This is a genomic window from Mesorhizobium sp. M1E.F.Ca.ET.041.01.1.1 (assembly GCF_003997355.1).
GTDB lineage: Bacteria > Pseudomonadota > Alphaproteobacteria > Rhizobiales > Rhizobiaceae > Mesorhizobium.
On sequence record NZ_RZSL01000089.1, the window covers coordinates 1 to 16003 of the forward strand.

13 protein-coding genes and 1 pseudogene are annotated in these 16003 nt (G+C 64.9%); 5 read left to right on the forward strand and 9 right to left on the reverse strand.

Translation table 11 applies throughout. From position 1 onward, the window contains the following. Nucleotides 1-1174 (reverse strand): WD40 repeat domain-containing protein (locus tag EOA38_RS40940; RefSeq protein WP_127299134.1); only part of this gene is annotated, 1174 nt, incomplete at its 3' end. A gap of 193 nt (nucleotides 1175-1367) precedes the next feature. Here EOA38_RS40940 and EOA38_RS10395 point away from each other — a divergent pair. From EOA38_RS10395 to EOA38_RS10415, 4 genes are all read left to right on the forward strand, one after another. Further along, complete coding sequence (locus tag EOA38_RS10395) at nucleotides 1368-2228, forward strand: site-specific integrase (protein ID WP_126094674.1); 861 nt, start codon at nucleotides 1368-1370, stop codon at nucleotides 2226-2228. Nucleotides 2229-2241: 13 nt separating this feature from the next. After that, nucleotides 2242-3429 (forward strand): IS91 family transposase, encoded by a 1188-nt coding sequence (locus EOA38_RS10400; RefSeq protein WP_127299135.1) that lies wholly within the window; start codon nucleotides 2242-2244, stop codon nucleotides 3427-3429. A 406-nt stretch (nucleotides 3430-3835) separates the two neighbouring features. After that, a protein-coding gene (locus EOA38_RS10405) for an IS630 family transposase (protein WP_245464853.1) occupies nucleotides 3836-4790 on the forward strand; the annotation gives its coding sequence in 2 pieces (ribosomal slippage) (nucleotides 3836-4155 and nucleotides 4154-4790; 957 coding nt in all). Between the two features lie 500 nt (nucleotides 4791-5290). Further along, a complete protein-coding gene (locus EOA38_RS10415) occupies nucleotides 5291-5377 on the forward strand; it encodes a lasso RiPP family leader peptide-containing protein (RefSeq protein WP_126095956.1) in 87 nt (28 codons plus the stop codon). Between the two features lie 175 nt (nucleotides 5378-5552). On the opposite strand, the gene EOA38_RS10420 is transcribed toward EOA38_RS10415, so the two are convergent. The 8 genes from EOA38_RS10420 to groL all read right to left on the reverse strand — a co-directional run bounded on the left by EOA38_RS10420 (nucleotide 5553) and on the right by groL (nucleotide 15501). Further along, entirely contained in the window at nucleotides 5553-6731 is a 1179-nt protein-coding gene (locus EOA38_RS10420; RefSeq protein WP_126094560.1) for a hypothetical protein, read from the reverse strand. Between the two features lie 190 nt (nucleotides 6732-6921). Further along, nucleotides 6922-7698: an exodeoxyribonuclease III gene (locus tag EOA38_RS10425; RefSeq protein ID WP_126094561.1), complete on the reverse strand. Its 777-nt coding sequence runs from the start codon at nucleotides 7696-7698 to the stop codon at nucleotides 6922-6924. A gap of 23 nt (nucleotides 7699-7721) precedes the next feature. Further along, nucleotides 7722-8357, reverse strand: coding sequence for an alpha/beta fold hydrolase (locus tag EOA38_RS10430; RefSeq protein ID WP_126094562.1), 636 nt, complete (start codon nucleotides 8355-8357; stop codon nucleotides 7722-7724). 215 nt (nucleotides 8358-8572) lie between these two features. Next, nucleotides 8573-9685 (reverse strand): tetratricopeptide repeat protein, encoded by a 1113-nt coding sequence (locus EOA38_RS10435; RefSeq protein ID WP_245468526.1) that lies wholly within the window; start codon nucleotides 9683-9685, stop codon nucleotides 8573-8575. Then, the gene (locus tag EOA38_RS10440) at nucleotides 9682-10593 is read right to left on the reverse strand and encodes a Ku protein (RefSeq protein ID WP_126094563.1); all 912 of its coding nucleotides are present in this window, start codon (nucleotides 10591-10593) and stop codon (nucleotides 9682-9684) included. The genes EOA38_RS10435 and EOA38_RS10440 overlap by 4 nt, the downstream gene beginning before the upstream one ends. Before the next feature lie 263 nt (nucleotides 10594-10856). After that, the gene (ligD, locus tag EOA38_RS10445; RefSeq protein WP_127299136.1) at nucleotides 10857-13355 is read right to left on the reverse strand and encodes a DNA ligase D; all 2499 of its coding nucleotides are present in this window, start codon (nucleotides 13353-13355) and stop codon (nucleotides 10857-10859) included. A gap of 117 nt (nucleotides 13356-13472) precedes the next feature. After that, a complete protein-coding gene (locus EOA38_RS10450; RefSeq protein WP_126094565.1) occupies nucleotides 13473-13697 on the reverse strand; it encodes a hypothetical protein in 225 nt (74 codons plus the stop codon). Nucleotides 13698-13872: 175 nt separating this feature from the next. After that, on the reverse strand, nucleotides 13873-15501 hold the full coding sequence (gene groL / locus EOA38_RS10455; RefSeq protein WP_126094566.1) for a chaperonin GroEL: 1629 nt from the start codon (nucleotides 15499-15501) through the stop codon (nucleotides 13873-13875). Between the two features lie 281 nt (nucleotides 15502-15782). On the opposite strand from groL, the pseudogene EOA38_RS10460 reads away from it, so the two are divergent. Beyond that, nucleotides 15783-16003: pseudogene (locus EOA38_RS10460) on the forward strand (hypothetical protein); the annotation flags it as partial.

A 16003-nucleotide genomic window follows, 5' to 3' on the forward strand; every position in this document is an offset into this window, starting at 1 on the left:
GTTCTCTGCCGGCGACGATGTCCCAGAGCTTCAGTTCGCCATCGATACTGGCGGTGAGCGCGCGGGTGCCGTCGGGGGAGACGGCGACGGCGCTGACCGGCCAGAAGTGCCCGGCCATCACATGCAGCGCGGAGCCCTTCTCGATATCCCAGACGATGACCTTGCCCATGGTGTTATGCCCGCTGACCGCACGTTTGCCGTCCGAGGTGATCGCCAGCTTGTTGACACCGCCGTTCAGGCCTGACGAAAAAACGTGCAGCACCGCGCCGTCGGAAAGCTGACGCAGCACGATCTCGCCGTCGTCGCCGGCGGTCAGCGCGGTTTTGCCGTCCGGCATGAAGAGCGCCGTGCGCGCCATGTCCTTGTGGGCTCCGAGGTCGCGGATCAGCCTTTTGCCGTCGATGTCCCAGAGCTTGATCATGCGGTCGGTGCTGGCGCTCATGATCTCGTGCCCATCGGCCGAGACCGCCAGCCAGACGACGGCGTCGCGATGGCCTTCGGGCGCGGTCGGCCGGGCCGGAGGCGTCGGCGGAGGCGGAGCGACCGTTTCGGGTGGCGTAGGAGGAGCCAGCGCTGTCCGCTGGGCGGGCTCCGTGGGCGCCGGGGAAGCCTGCTGCGTCGACGGCTGGGCTGGCGGAGCGCGCGCCAGGTCGGGCGGCACCTCGGTCAGGGGCGTCGGCCGGGCAGGCGCCGCAACAGGCTCGGCGGGCGGCCTCGCCACCGATTCCTGAGCAGGGGTAGCCGGCTGTGGAGCCTGAGCCGGCACAGGCTCCGCGGGCTGCGCGGGGACGACGGCGACCTCCTTGGGCTCGGTCGGTGCGGCCGCTTCGCCGTCGGACGACCGCCACGGGCCGGGCTGGTCGGCGACGATTACGAGCAGGGCAAGCACCGGCACGGCAAGCGCGATGCGGCGCAGCGTGGGACGTCCGGCGGGCGCCACCTCGGCGTCACGGCCGAAGAGAGGCGCGGAAGGATCATGCCTTGCCGCCGCCGGCAGCAGGCCCGCGAGGAACAAAAACCCGGCAAGGACCGAGAGCACGCCTGCCGCGCCCAAGATCCCGGCGCGCGTCGTGGCTGGCGGCTCGCCGCCCAGCGCCAGATAGAGCTTGGCGAAGCAGGCGAAGCCGACGACGAGCATCGCCAGCGCCAGCAGCCTGTCGGTCGAACTTTTCATCAGCGCCCCCCGCGGCCGCCCGTCCGATGACCGAAGCGGCTTCAACATCCTAGAGCGTCGGACGTTCAGGTTGAATCGTGAAGGATTGAACGAAGCCGCTAACGCGGCATTTGGCGGATCGGTTTGCGGGTGACGCTTCTGTTTTGAAGGATTGTGGCTGTTGAAGCGCAATCTCGAGAACAGGAGCAATGAGATGGTCGAGTTGAGCCCTCTTCGCCGGCGCATGATCGAGGACATGACGATCCGCAATTTGTCGCCGGCCACCCAGCGATCCTACGTGCATGCGGTGGCGAAGTTTTCGCGCTACTTTGGCCGCTCCCCTGACCGGCTTGGCCTTGAGGACGTGCGCGCCTTCCAGGTGCATCTGGTTTCAACGGGGATTTCGTGGCCGGCGCTGAACCAGACGGTGTGCGCACTGCGGTTCTTCTACGGCGTGACGTTGGGCCATGCCGAGATCCCGGAGCGCATTGTCTACGCCCGCTTACCACGCACGCTGCCAGTGGTGTTGAGCGCCGACGAGGTGGTCAGGTTCCTGGAAGCGGTCCCGAGCCTGAAGACGCGCACGGCCCTGACCACAGCCTACGCTGCTGGACTTCGCGCCTCGGAGACCGTCGGCCTAAAGGTCGGCGACATCGACAGCGGTCGCGGCGTCATCCGGATCGAGCATGGCAAGGGCGGCAAGGACCGCACCGTGATGCTGTCGGCGCAGCTTCTGCGCATCCTGCGGATCTACTGGCGGCTGGCGAAGCCGCAGGACTGGCTGTTTCCCGGGCGCGGCGCCGATCGCCCTATCGATGTGCAGGTGCTGTATTCCGCCTGTCGCTCGGCGCGTGCGGCCGCCGGCATCGACAAGCGGGTGACGGTCCACACGCTCAGGCACTCTTTCGCCACGCATCTTCTGGAGAACGGCACCGACATCCGTATCATCCAGGTTCTGCTCGGCCACAACAACCTGTCGAGCACGGCGCGCTACACCAGGGTCTCGAATGGCCTCATCCGGCGCACGACGAGCCCGCTCGACCGGCTGAACGTCGAGGTCGTGCCGCCGGGTTGATCCGGTCCCGCCCATGCCGGCGAGACTGGAGGTGGCGGATATCTTCCGCCGCTATGGCGAGGCGTATCGACAGGCCCATGACGGCCATCTCGGGCGCGTCGAGCGCCGCACGATGAGCGCGATCGAGCTATGCCGGACCGCCGAACTGGGCGGTCATGTCGAGGGCTGCCGCTCCTGCGGGTCGATTCGCGTGGCCTACAATTCCTGCCGCAACCGGCATTGCCCCAAGTGCCAGGGCCAAGCCTGCCGGGACTGGCTCGCCGCGCGGCAGGACGAGCTGCTGCCGGTGCCCTACTTCCACGTGGTGTTCACGCTGCCGGTCGAGGTCGCCGCGATCGCCTTTCACAACAAGACGGCGCTCTACACGATCCTGTTCAAGGCGGCGGCCGAGACGCTGCGCACGATCGCCGCCGATCCCAGACATCTGGGCGCCGAGATCGGCCTCATCGCAGTGCTGCACAGCTGGGGCCAGACTCTCACCTACCATCCCCATCTGCATTGCATCGTGCCGGGCGGTGGCGTCTCGCCCGACGGCGCACGCTGGATCTCGTGCAGGCCGGGATTCTTTTTACCCGTGCGCGTGCTGTCGCGCCTGTTTCGCCGCCGCTTCCTGGAGGAACTGCGAGTGGCCCATGATGCGGGCCGGCTGGGCTTCTTCGGCGATCTCGCCCACCTGGCAAAGCCCGACGCCTTCGCCCGCTTGCTCGATGAAGTCCGTCGCCTCGAATGGGTCGTCTACGCCAAGCCGCCCTTCGGCGGGCCGCAACAGGTACTGGCTTATCTCGGCCGCTACACCCATCGCGTCGCCATCGCCAATTCCCGGCTGGTCAGCATGGCCGACGATCGCGTCGCGTTCCGCTGGCGGGATTATCGTCATGGCGGCAGGACGAAGGTCATGACGCTCGATGCCGATGAGTTCATCCGCCGCTTCCTCCTGCACACGCTGCCCGACGGCTTCCACCGCATCCGTCATTACGGCTTCCTCGCCAACGGTCATCGCGCCGCCAAGCTCGGCCTGTGCCGCCGACTGCTGGCCAGCCAACAGCAGAACAATCTCGAACCGAGTGCCGAAAGCGCCGCTGTCGCCGCCGGGCGCCTGGCGTTGACGCATCGCTGCCCATGCTGCGGAGGGGCGATGGTCACGCTCGCCACCTGGCGATGCGGGCAGGCGCCGACCCCCTTCTGGAATGACACCTCATGATCACGCCGAGTGCGTCCACATCGTCTGGTTCGGCACCCGTCGCCTTGCGCGCCGGCACCCAGACCTTTGCCCCATCGCACAAAGCCGCAAGCAGCCAGACCAGCGGTACAGGCCACTGCTACCTGTCTGACGGTTCACGCCATCACGGTTTTGCCTTCCGCCATGCTGTCCATCGCTGTGGTCGAACCGCGAACGCCGTTCATCAGCCTGGCAAAGACAATCCCCACCGCTCCGCAGGGCTACAATCCCCATAGCGCCAGACCGACCCGCGGCTCCGTTCAATCCGGCTTGCAATGAGGTCCGACGTCGTGCCAAGCGGCTCCGTCGAGCCAACGGACCTCACAGAAGCCTCCAGATTCCACTGATGTTGGGTTTGTGATTCACTTCCTTATGGAGGTGATTTGCCATGCCCAAGCCTTATTCGCTCGATTTGCGTGAACGCGTTGTACGGTTTGTCGAGGCTGGCCATTCGCGGCGTGCGGCGGCGGCACATTTTGGGGTGTCGGTTTCGTTCGTCGTGATCCTGATGAGGAACTATCGAAAGACCGAGAGCCTGGCGCCCAAAGCCAGCGGGGGTCGCCGCCATTCCAAGCTCGACCCGCATCGTGCGTTCCTGCTTGGTTGTGTGGCCGAGAAGGACGACATCACCATGCCGGAGCTTGCCGCCGAGTTGGTTACTGCTGCAGGCGTCCAGGTCGCTCCCGCCTCGATCTCACGTTGGCTCATCAGGAACGGCTACCGCTTCAAAAAAAACGCTGCTGGCCAGCGAGCAAGATCGACCCGACATCAGCAAGGCGCGCCAGGAGTGGCGGGCCAAACGCCAGCCGCGGATGCGGCTTGAGCCACATCGGCTGGTGTTTATTGACGAGACCGGAACCACGACGAAGATGACGCGCCCGCGCGGTCGCTGCCTGAAGGGTCGGCGGTTGCGCTCAAAGGCACCGTTCGGACATTGGAAGACGCAGACCTTCATCGCCGGGCTGCGCTGCCATGGGCTCACCGCCCCTTTCGTCGTCGACACGCCAATGAACCGCCGCATCTTCGAGACCTACGTCGAAACGCAGCTCGCTCCGACGCTGGCAAAGGGCGATGTCGTCATCCTCGACAATCTCGCTGCCCACAAGAGCCCCACCGCTGAAGCAGCGATCCGGGCCAGAGGCGCATGGCTGCTCTTCCTGCCGCCCTATAGCCCCGATCTCAACCCGATCGAAATGGCCTTCGCCAAGCTCAAGGCGCATCTGCGCGCAAGGGCCATCAGAACCATCGACGCCCTGTGGCAGGCCATCGGCGATATCTGCAATCTCTTCTCTCCAACAGAATGCAGAAACTACTTCACTGCCGCAGGCTATGGACTCACATGAAAGTCCGCCGCTCTAGCCGAGCTTCTTGCCAAGGCTAAGTGTGAGGCATCACACGAGATAAGATAAATATGCCTTGGCGAGGCCTGTCTTTTCCATCCAGCTTGCGGCCGTTGTTCGGATTACCCGGACTGCGAACCAATATCCCGGTGCTTGGTGCGCGCGGTTCTTTGTCTTTCGCATGGTGACCGGCCAACCTGTGAGCAGAAAGCCACATTTCCAAAGAATAGACTGGACTACCAGCCGGCTTGGTTGACAAGAATGCCCCCTATGACATTATCCGGCGGGGATTTTCAGGAGAGCTTGGCATGAAGAAGATTTACGAGAGGCCTTCCCTGGTGAAAAAGGGCCGGCTTTCGTCGGTTGTAGCGCAGTCGCTTTCCACGCCGACTTAACCACTGCAGGTACGGAAGAGCCTGATCGGCTCGTGCTAGGGTGTTCTGGCACGGCGCGTTGATGCCTGCCGGTGAATTTGCATTCAGGATAATTGGAGGATTTAGACAGTGAAGAAGACATACGAGAAGCCGACCGTCGTCCGCAAGGGCAAGCTTTCGGCAGTCACGGCGCTGAACGCCCCCTCTCGAGGCTGATCGAATTCGCACCGCGGCGCAGTTGAACCGCGGCGCAGTTGAGGAGCGGCATCGTTCTCGATGTCGCTCCTTTGTGCTTGTCAGGGCTGTGGAGCCGATCCTCGCCAGAAGGGCAAGACTACGGCAATTCCGCATAAGGCCCGTCAGTGGCAGATAAACTGGGCGAAGACCGGCCTCACCGCGCCAGCACCAGTTCATCCAGCACAGCCTGCCAGTAGTGCTTCGTGGAGATGCGCACGCGCGTCACCGCCTTCAGCATCGGCGCGTAATGGACCGGCGTCAGCGCCGAAAGCACGATCTCGTCGCTGGCGACGAGATCGTCGCCGAGCCAGCTTTCGACCAGCGCCACCTCGCCTTCCGAGGCCAGCCATGCGGCGGCGAGCATCGCCGAATGGAAGCCGAAGGGCGTGGCACGGCCGAACTCCGCCGGATGGCCGCTGCTGGTGTAGGTCACATGGCCGCCAGAGAGATTGCCGTTGAGATACCCCTCGCTGTCCTTGACATATTGGCTCGTCAGGGCGTTGAGGTTGCGCCAGTCGAGCCCGCCATGGCCGGAAGGGACTTTCTGGAAGGGCAGCGCGGTGACGTCGTCGAAGCCGACCGTCTCGAGCGCCGCCTTGGCGGCGATCGCGCCCGGCCGCAAAAGGCCTAGATCGGCCGGATAGGGCGAGAGCGCGAGGCGCCGGTCAAGACCCGAGCCCGCAATCGCAAGCGTGTCGGCCTCGGCGGGAAGATCGATATGGAAGCTGCCGGGCGCGATCGGCCTGGTCTCCAGCAGCCTGCCCTTGCCCAGCAGCGAAAGCGTTGCCTCGGCCTCCGCGATGCCGCGCACGAAGCGCGCTGGCGAGAGGCCGACCATCGCGGGCAGATCCTCTCCCACCAGGCCGGCGGGTGAGCCTGGCAATCCGCTGAGCCTCAGCGACTGGTTCTCGTTGCCGGTGCTGACGCGCCAGCCTTTCGGCACGGAGACGCAGAAGCGGTAGGTTCCAGGCTTGCGCAGGACCGCGCGGCGCTTCTTTGTCGACATGACGAAATTGGCAAAGCCGCCATTGTTGGTGCGCACCGCTGCGAGGAAGGCGCCCTTCTCGTCATAGGCCCGCACCACGATGCCGCCTATCGGGCGGTCGGCCTTTCCGAATTTCCCGTCGCCGTCGACATCCATGAAGACGAAGGAGGAATAGTTGAGCGTTCCGCGACCGCCGCTCCAGTTGGTGCGGGGCGCATAATCGCGCGCGGGATCGGCGCTGCCGCGCGCCTTGCGGCGCGTGCGATGGAGATGCCGGGCGAGAATGATGAGAGCGATCGCGCCGGCGAGGAAGAGGGCCGAGACGAGAAGGATGAGGGTATTAGCCATGGCGGGCGAGCGATGGCTGGACAAAAATATTCAAGATGAAAAGCATAAAGTCTGCCCCCCCTTTTTATGACTTGCAAAACTAGCGTGGGACGTCGATGCCGCACAACCACCACTGATTAAACGCTAAGCGCAGGCCTTGAAATGCTGGAGGGACAGCGCCGACTTGCCCTTCTCCCCTTGTGGGAGAAGGTCAGGTAGCCACCTCCACCCACACCGGCGCGTGATCGCTGGCGTTGTCCTGTCCACGCACCCCGCGATCGATGCCGGCCCCTCTCAGCTTGCGCACCAGTTTCTTCGACAACAGGACGTGGTCGAGTCTCAGCCCCGCGTCGCGCGGCCAGCGGTTCCGGCGGTAGTCCCAGAAAGTGTAGAGCTTCTCCTCCTTCGGGAAGACTTTTCGCAGCGCATCCGTCCAGCCCTGCTCGATGAGCGCGGCGAAGGCGGCGCGGCTTTCAGGCTGCACCAGCGCGTTGTCGTCATAGGAGCGGGTTTGGTAGATGTCGCGCGGCTCGGGCACGATGTTGTAGTCGCCGGCGAGCACCACCGGCAGGCCGGTGTCGAGAAGCTCGCTGGCATGGGCCGCGAAGCGCTCGTGCCAGGCGAGCTTGTAGGCGAATTTCGGCCCCGGTTGCGGATTGCCGTTCGGCGCATAGAGGCAGGCAATGACGATGCCGTCGACCGCCGCCTCGATGTAGCGCGCCTGCCGGTCGCCATCGTCGCCGGGCAGCGCGTCGCGCGTCAGCACCGGCTCGGCGCCGCGCGCGAGAATGGCGACGCCGTTCCAGGTAGGCTCGCCCTTCCACACCGCGCCGTAGCCGGCGTTCGCCAGCCGGGTCAACGGAAACTGCGTGTCGCGCGCCTTGAGCTCCTGCAGGCAGACGACATCGGGTTTGGCGACGGCCAGCCAGGCGAGAAGGTTTTCCAGCCGGCTGTTGATGTTGTTAATGTTGAAGGTGGCGAGTTTCATTCAAGTCAGACTCGTCGGCGCAATCAGCCCGCGATCCAGGCCCTCACCGTCTCCGCCACCGTCTTCAGATGATCTGCCGTCGAAAACCCCGACACCGCCTTGCGGGGTTTCAGGTCGTGGTCGCCGTCCTCCAGCCAGACCACCTGAATAGCCTCGGACAGGCCGTAGGTCGCGACCTCGTCCTTCGTGCCGAACTCGTCGCGCGTGCCCTGGAAGATCAGTGTCGGGGTCTTCAAGTCAGCGAGGTGTTTTGTCCGGAGTTGCTCCGGCTTGCCGGGCGGATGGAAGGGATAGCCGAGGCAGACCAGGCCGGCGATCTCGCCCTTGGCGAACATCTCGTCGGCGACCATGGAGGCGACGCGCCCGCCCATCGACTTGCCGCCGATGATGAGCTTGCCGGTCACGCCCTTGGCGCGCAGATCGGCGATCGCCTTGATGTATTCGGGATTCACCGTCTCGGCGCGCGGCGGCGGCTTGCGGTGGCCGTAGCGGCGCGCCGCCATGTAGTGGAACTCGAAGCGCGCGACGCGAAAGCCGGCGGTGGCAAGCGCCTTGGCAGTGGCGGCCATCGAGGCGGAATCCATCGGCGCGCCGGCGCCGTGGGCGAGCAGGATGGTGACGGGGGCGGATTCGGGGCCGTCGAAGAGGAAGTAGGTCATGGCGTCTCCGGCGTGGGCGACCCCTTCTCCCCTTGTGGGAGAAGGTGGCCGAGCGAAGCTCGGTCGGATGAGGGGTGCTCCAGCTTGGCGGACACGCCCATCGATTTCCCGGCAAACGACAAGATCACCAGCGTCTCATTCCTTCCAACACCCCTCATCCGTCTCGGCGCTGCGCGCCGATCCACCTTCCCCCACAAGGGGAGGAGGAGAGGCGCTCACCCCGCCGTGCGCGCCATGTGCAGGTCCACGAACTGTATCCCCTTCTGCGCCAGCCTTGCCCATTCTGACCCCGCATCGAGCTCGAGATAGCGCACCCACAACCGGCGGGCCTCATTCAGATTTCCGGCGTCGAATTCCAGCCGCGCAAGGTTGAACACCGGATCGGCATAGGCCTTGTCGAGCGCGATCGCTTTTTGCAAATGCCTTCTCGCCGACGCCACCTTGCCCTCGTCGCTCATCAGCCCGGCAAGATTGAACCAGGCTTCGACAAAGCCCGGATCGAGTTTTATCGCACGGGCGTAGTCGTGCGCGGCGTCGGCCACACGGCCGGCGCCGCGCAGGCAGTTGGCGCGGTTGAAGGCGGCGATGGCATCCTTGGGATCGATCGCCAGGCAGCGCTGGTAGAGCGCGGCCGCGTCGTCGTGGCGCCCCCCCTCTTCCGCGGCTTCGGCCTCGGCGAACAACTCCTCAATCGTGTCGTCTTCCGGTGAGCCGAGATCGAACAGGAGCTGGCCGTCGAGTTCGCTCATCCCATCGTCGAGATAGATCGCATCCGGCCTGCCATGCTGCGAGCCAAGGTTGAGCGACTTGGCGGTGAGCGAGGCAACCGGGCCGGAGCGGTGGACGGAGCGCGCGATCGCGCCCCAGGTGGCGCCGCTGGCGATCAGCCCCGCATATTTGCGGGCCAGGATCAGGTCGCGGAAGGAGTAAGGCTCGGCATCATGCTCGAAGGCGTCGAACAGCGACAGCATGTCGAGATCGTCGCCGGTAAGCCGCGACTGGTCGATGAGAGATTGCCTGGAAAGCGAGGACGCCTCCGGCGCTTTCATCAGCCCGAGCAGGCGCAGAAACCCGTTCTCGCTGATGAGCGCACGCCCGGCGCCGCGCTCGGCTTTCGCGCGACGCTCGATCTCGGCGTCGTCGGCCTTCGTCGGCTTGACGAGAAGCGCGCGGCCGAACACGACATGCGTGGTGCGGCGCGTGACGCCGCGCCTCAGCTCGGCATGTCGGCGCTCGACCTCGCGCGCGCCGAGCCTGAGCGGAAAGGCTACAAACGCGCCAACGACGCCGAAGACGGCGCCGGGAACGATCGCCGGCCCTCCAGTCACTTCTTGCTCTTGCCGACGGCCTTCAACAGGTTCGCCTTCAGCGGATTCTCAGGCGCGCCGCCACCGGCGGCCGCCTTCCTGGCGGGCTTGGCCGGCGCCTCTTCGGCCTTGCTCTTCGACTTGGCCGGCGGCTTCGCCTGCTGCGACAGGCTCGCCTTCAGCGCATCCATCAGGTTGATGACATTGCCGCGCTCCGGTGCCGCCGCGATGATCGGCTTGTGGCCTTTCAGCTTCTCGCGGATCATCGCCATCAGCGCCACTTCGTAGCGATCCTCATAGTTCTTCGGATCGAAGTGGGTTTCCTTCTGCTTGATCAGCGCCTGGGCAAGCTCCAGCATTTCCGGGTCCGGCTTACCCGCCGGGATGTTGCCGAAATATTCAGCCGTGCCGCGCACTTCGTTGGGGTTCCTCAAGGTGCAGACGAACATGCCGTTCTCGCGCGCGCCGATCGTCACGACACGCTCACGGCTGGAGAGAACGAGGCGCGCAATCGCCAGCTTGCCGGATTTGCGCATGGCTTCCCGCAGCACGGCGAAGGTTTCCTCCGCCATGGCGCCGTCGGGTGCCAGATAATAGGGCGAGTCCTGGTAAATGACATCGACCTCGTCCTCGTCGACGAAGGCCTCGATGTTCATCGTGTGGTTGGATTCGATCCTCACCGCGTCGAGGTCGGCATCATCGATGATGATGTACTGCTTGTCCTCGTATTCGTAGCCTCTTACCAGATCCGAGCGTTCGACCAGGCCGAGCTCGGGGTCGACCGGCTTCATGTTGATGCGGTTGTGGGTCTTCTTGTGCAACTGGTTGAACGAGATGCGCTCGCTCGCGCTGGTGGCCGGATAGAGCCGAACCGGACAGCTGACGAGGCTGAGCTTGAGATAACCTTTCCAACTTGCCCTGGGCGCCATGATGAACTCCTACGCGGCCATGCACTGACGGTTAATTGCAGCGCTTCGTCCGAAGGACGAATGAGGCTGCGGAAATCCTACACCGACCCCTGATGGTACATGCAAATTGCTGACGAAGTGTTTTTGGGGCGGATTGGGCCGGAGGATAGTTCAAATTGTAGGAAGCGTCGATGGAGAGGGATTGAGACGCTGGCGATTGGCCGAAAGCCTTGATGCTTCGTCATTCTAGGGCGAAGCAAGGAGCGAAGCGACGCGCGCAGACCCTAGAATGACGAAAAACGGGAAGGCAAATCCCTCGCAGCCTCATCGATCTCCGCCCAGGGATCGCCCGACGTCTCCAAGAGCCCTGGCAGCGAGGCGTAGTTCAGATCCTCCGGCGCGTCGATCGTCTCCAGGTCCGTCCAACTCACCGGGGTCGAGGCCGGCAAATTGGTGCGGGCGCGCAGCGAATAGGGCGCCGCGGAGGTGTGGCCGCGGGCGTTGCGGTGGAAATCGATAAAGATGCGGCGCCTGCGGTTTTCCTTGCCCATCGTCGTGGTGAAGGTGTCAGGCGCGGTCGCGGCGAGAAAGGTGGAAATGGCGCTCGAGGCCTGGTGCAGTTTCTTCCAATTCTGCTTCTCCGTCACCGGCACGGTGATGTGGATGCCCTTGCCTCCGGAGGTCTTCGCGAACGGCACCAGGCCGAGGCTTTCCAGCCCACCCTTGATGTGGACGGCAGCCTCGACCACCTCGCGCCAGGAAATCCCCTCGCCCGGGTCGAGGTCGAAGACGATCTGATCCGGCTTGTCGAGCCTGGTGCGGTGCGCGCCCCAGGTGTGGAACTCGACAACGCCGAACTGCGCCAGCGCAAGGTAGCCCTTGGCGTCCTCGACCGAGAGATAGGTCTTGGTCTCGCCTTCCGAATTGGTGGACTCGAACACCGCTACCGATGGCGGCATGCCGGTGAAGGCGTGGCGCTGGAAGAAGCAGTCCTGTGGCTTGCCGGTCGGGCAGCGCACCAGCGACACCGGGCGGCCGATGATGTGCGGCAGCATGAAATCGCCGACCAGCGCGTAGTAGACGGCGATGTCGAGCTTGGTCGGCCCGGTCTTGCCGAAAAGCCGCCGCTCCGGATTGGTGACCCAAATGGCGGCAAGGTCGGATTCCGCGATCAGCCGCTTGCGCTTGACCGGCACCGGCGTGGTCAGGCCGCCGACATCGCGCAACCCGCGAAAGACGCCGTGGCGCAAGGCATTGTCGGCGGTGCGGTTGGCGTAGTGGATGCGGGCCGAGAGCAGCGGCTTGACCCAGTGCATCTCGCGCATGATCTCGCGCGGCACGCCTTCGGGCGGCGTGGCGCCGGCCGTCAGCCGCTCCAGCCTGGCGAGCAGGTCCGTCGCCATGTCGCGGTCGAAGCCGGTGCCGACCTTGCCGCGATAATGCAATTCGCCATCCTCGAACTCGGCCATGCCGAGCGCCGCCAGCCCCTCCGCCCGGTCGGAGACAGTGTAGCCGGCGATGACGAAATCGCCTGTCTTTTGCGCCTTGATCTTGGTCCAGCTCTTGGTGCGGCCGCTCTGGTAGATGGCGTCGGCGCGTTTGGAGACGACGCCTTCCAACCCCAGTTCCGTCGCCTGTTCGTATAGACCTCGCCCGTCGCCTTCGACATGGTCGCTGTACTGGATGGCGGAATTGGCGGCCTGACCGGCGAGCAGTTCGGCAAGCAATGCCTTACGCTTCTGCAGCGGCACCTTGCGCAGATCCCAGCCGTCGAGGTGGAGAAGATCGAAGGCGTAAAAATGCAGCTTCGAGCCGGCGCCCTCGGCCAGCGCGTCCTGGAGCAGCGCGAAGCGCGAGATGCCCTTCTCGTCGAGAACCATGATCTCGCCATCGATGATCGCCCGGCTGACCGGCAGGCGCGAGAAGGCCTGCGGGAGATTGCCATAGCGCTTCGTCCAGTCGATGCCGCCGCGAGTGATCAGCCGCACCTCGCCATCGATGACATGCGCCATGGTGCGGTAGCCGTCGAACTTGATCTCGTGCAGCCAGAGCTCGCGGGTTTTCTGTGCGGGGTGTTCGCTGCCCGGCGGCTCCGTCACCTGGGTAGCGAGCTGCGGCTCGATGCGGGTCGGCGGGTCGCCCTTGACGGCGCCAGGCAGCGTGCCCGGCTTCAATGAGCCGGCTCTCGGCGGCAGGCGCTGCGGCTTCTTCCGCGGCGCCGCCAGCTCTTCAATGCGGCGGCCGGACTTCACGCTTTCCGGCCGCGCCTCCAGAATGTCCAGCTTGGTGTCGGAGGCGAGGTCGCGCTCCTTGAACAAGAGCCAGTTCTTCTTGTTCTCGTCCTCGCCGGGCTTGGGCTTCAGCCTGGTCAGCATCCAGCCGCCATTGAGCTTCTGGCCGGCCAGCCGGAACTTGAAGGCGCCGGTCCTGAGGCTCTTTTCGACATCCTCCATCGGCGCCCAGGTGCCGGTGTCCCAGACGATCATCGGCCCGCCGCCATATTCGCCTTCGGGGATGACGCCCTCGAAGTCGATATATTCGATGGGGTGGTCCTCGGTCTCGACGGCGAGGCGCTTGTCGGCCGGGTTGAGCGAAGGCCCGCGCGGCACCGCCCAGCTTTTGAGCACGCCGCCGACTTCGAGGCGCAGGTCGTAATGGTCGGCGGTGGCGTGGTGCTTGTGGACGACGAAGCGGTTGCCGCCCTCGCCGATCAGTCCGCCAGTGGGCTCCGGCGTGCGGCTGAACTCTCGCTTGGCGCGGTAGGATTTGAGCTTGGAGGGCATGGGTTAGGCGCCAAGGCGCAGAGCAGACAATGGCAAAGGCCGCGTTCCGTCACACCCCCCTCTGTCCTGCCAGCATTTCGGATTTTCCGGCGCAGTGCGAGACGACGGCAGCCACGCTCAATCGTCGGCGGCCGGCGTCAATTCCAGCTCGGCGGGCGTCAACCCCTGCCTGAGCTGGTCAAGCCGGAACTCGTCGACCCAATAGGCCTCGCCATCGACCAGCACGCGCGCGCTGTAGGTGCCGCCGGAAAAGCTCTGCGCGGTGACATGGACCTTGTGGCGGTCGAGCGCCTTCTTCACCGCGGCGCGGCGGGAATTTTCTCTGGCGACGGGACTGGCCATGGCCTCACTCTGAACATGCTGCCGCGTGAAGGGCGGCGGATATAAGGATGGCGGAGAGCGGCGGGGGAGTCAATTTTGGCGCAACGGCGGCGATCGTTCCGGCAAGGTCGTGATTGCGAAAGCCCCTGAGCTTCGCCACCCACGGCCTAAGCCGGGGGATGGCGAAGTGGCTGGCTCAATAATTCATTCCCGCTCCGGGCGGCATTGCCGGAGCGGTCTCCTTCTTCGGCTTTTCCGCCACCATCGCCTCGGTGGTGACGAGCAGGCCGGCGATGGAGGCGGCGTCCTGCAGCGCGGTGCGCACCACCTTGGCGGGATCGATCACGCCTTGGCCGTAGAGATCGCCATAGTTGCCGGTCTGCGCGTTCCAGCCGAAGGAGAATTCGCCGCTTTCGCGCAACCTGCCGACGATGAGAGAGCCTTCTGCGCCGGCATTTTCGGCGATCTGGCGCACCGGCGTTTCCAGCGCGCGGCGCACGATCTCGATGCCGGTCCTCTGGTCCGCATTGTCGACGACGGCCCCGTCGAGCGCCTTTACGGCTCTCAGCAGCGCGACGCCGCCGCCGGGCAGGATGCCTTCCTCGACCGCCGCGCGTGTGGCGTGCAGCGCGTCGTCGACCCGGTCCTTGCGCTCCCGGACCTCGACCTCTGTCGAGCCGCCGACGCGGATGACAGCCACGCCGCCGGCGAGCTTAGCCAGCCGTTCCTGCAGTTTCTCGCGGTCATAATCTGAGGTGGTCTCGTCGATCTGCTGCCGGATCTGGGCGACGCGGCCCCGGATCTCCTCCTTCCCACCGGCGCCATCGACGATGGTGGTGGTTTCCTTTTCGACGGTCACCCGCCTGGCGCGGCCGAGCATCTCGAGCGTGACATTCTCCAGCTTGATGCCGAGATCCTCGGAGATGACCTGACCCCCGGTGAGGATGGCAATGTCTTCCAGCATCGCCTTGCGACGGTCGCCGAAGCCGGGCGCCTTGACGGCGGCGACCTTCAATCCGCCGCGCAGCCTATTGACGACCAGCGTCGCCAGAGCTTCGCCCTCGACATCCTCGGCGATGATCAGCAGCGGCTTGCTCGACTGCACCACCGCCTCAAGGATCGGCAGCAGCGCCTGCAGGTTGGAGAGCTTTTTCTCGTGGATCAGCAGATAGGCCTCCTCCAGCTCGACGCGCATCTTGTCCTGGTTAGTGATGAAATAGGGGCTGAGATAGCCGCGATCGAACTGCATGCCCTCGACGACCTCGAGCTCGGTTTCGGCGGTCTTGGCCTCCTCGACGGTGATGACGCCTTCATTGCCGACCTTCTGCATCGCCTCGGCCAGGAAGCGGCCGATCTCGGCATCGCCATTGGCCGAGATGGTGCCGACCTGGGCGATCTCGTCGTTGCGGGTCACCTTGCGGGCATTGGCCTTGATCTCGGCCACGACCGCCTCGACGGCGCGATCTATGCCGCGCTTCAGGTCCATCGGGTTCATGCCGGCGGCGACGGCCTTCGCCCCTTCCCGCACGATGGTCTGAGCAAGGACCGTGGCGGTGGTGGTTCCGTCGCCGGCGATGTCGCTGGTCCTCGACGCCACTTCGCGCACCATCTGTGCGCCCATGTTTTCGAACTTGTCCACCAGTTCGATTTCCTTCGCCACCGTCACACCGTCCTTGGTGATGCGAGGGGCGCCGAACGACTTGTCGATGACCACGTTGCGGCCCTTGGGCCCGAGCGTCACCTTTACCGCGTCGGCCAGGATATCGACCCCGCGCAGCATCTTGTCGCGGGCCTCGGTGTGGAATTTCACTTCCTTGGCAACCATGGAACCCTCCCTCCGCGAACGCCCTCTTCTGGGCCGCGCGCGTCTATCGAACTAGTCTGGCGCCTAGGGGTTTCAAGGCCGAAACCCGGAATTTTTCGGCGCCTGTCTTAATTTCAACGCACTGTAATCATGGGCTTATTCAGGATGGTGGGAGGACAAGCAGCGGCTGCCGCGCTGCCAGGCGAACTTGTGCAGTGCAGCATCGGAACACTTCGCCTTGTCAGCCCGTTCGAGTGATCCGGCGGCCGGCCTTGCCAGGCATTCGCGCAGGGCCGCAGAAGGTGGGCCGCGCCGCCGCCTTGCGCCGGCAAGCGAAGGAGATTGCAATGGTGCAGATCAGGGCGATGGCAAAGAACGACCTGGCAGAGGTATCGCGGTTGCTCGGAGGGTCCTGGCGGCGGACCTATTCGCCGATCATGGGTGAAGAAAACACCGCTCGGCTTTCCGACGAGAAGCACGCGCCGGAGAAATTGGCCGAGGAGCTCGCCGACCACGACAAGAT

Bases quoted from the DNA above. Each gene is read 5' to 3' on its own strand.
- EOA38_RS10420 (WP_126094560.1), bottom strand. From the start codon at position 6,731: ATGGCTAATACCCTCATCCTTCTCGTCTCGGCCCTCTTCCTCGCCGGC.
- groL (WP_126094566.1), bottom strand. From the start codon at position 15,501: ATGGTTGCCAAGGAAGTGAAATTCCACACCGAGGCCCGCGACAAGATG.
- ligD (WP_127299136.1), bottom strand. From the start codon at position 13,355: ATGCCCTCCAAGCTCAAATCCTACCGCGCCAAGCGAGAGTTCAGCCGC.
- EOA38_RS10430 (WP_126094562.1), bottom strand. From the start codon at position 8,357: ATGACCTACTTCCTCTTCGACGGCCCCGAATCCGCCCCCGTCACCATC.
- EOA38_RS10425 (WP_126094561.1), bottom strand. From the start codon at position 7,698: ATGAAACTCGCCACCTTCAACATTAACAACATCAACAGCCGGCTGGAA.
- EOA38_RS10450 (WP_126094565.1), bottom strand. From the start codon at position 13,697: ATGGCCAGTCCCGTCGCCAGAGAAAATTCCCGCCGCGCCGCGGTGAAG.
- EOA38_RS10395 (WP_126094674.1), top strand. From the start codon at position 1,368: ATGGTCGAGTTGAGCCCTCTTCGCCGGCGCATGATCGAGGACATGACG.
- EOA38_RS10400 (WP_127299135.1), top strand. From the start codon at position 2,242: ATGCCGGCGAGACTGGAGGTGGCGGATATCTTCCGCCGCTATGGCGAG.
- EOA38_RS10440 (WP_126094563.1), bottom strand. From the start codon at position 10,593: ATGGCGCCCAGGGCAAGTTGGAAAGGTTATCTCAAGCTCAGCCTCGTC.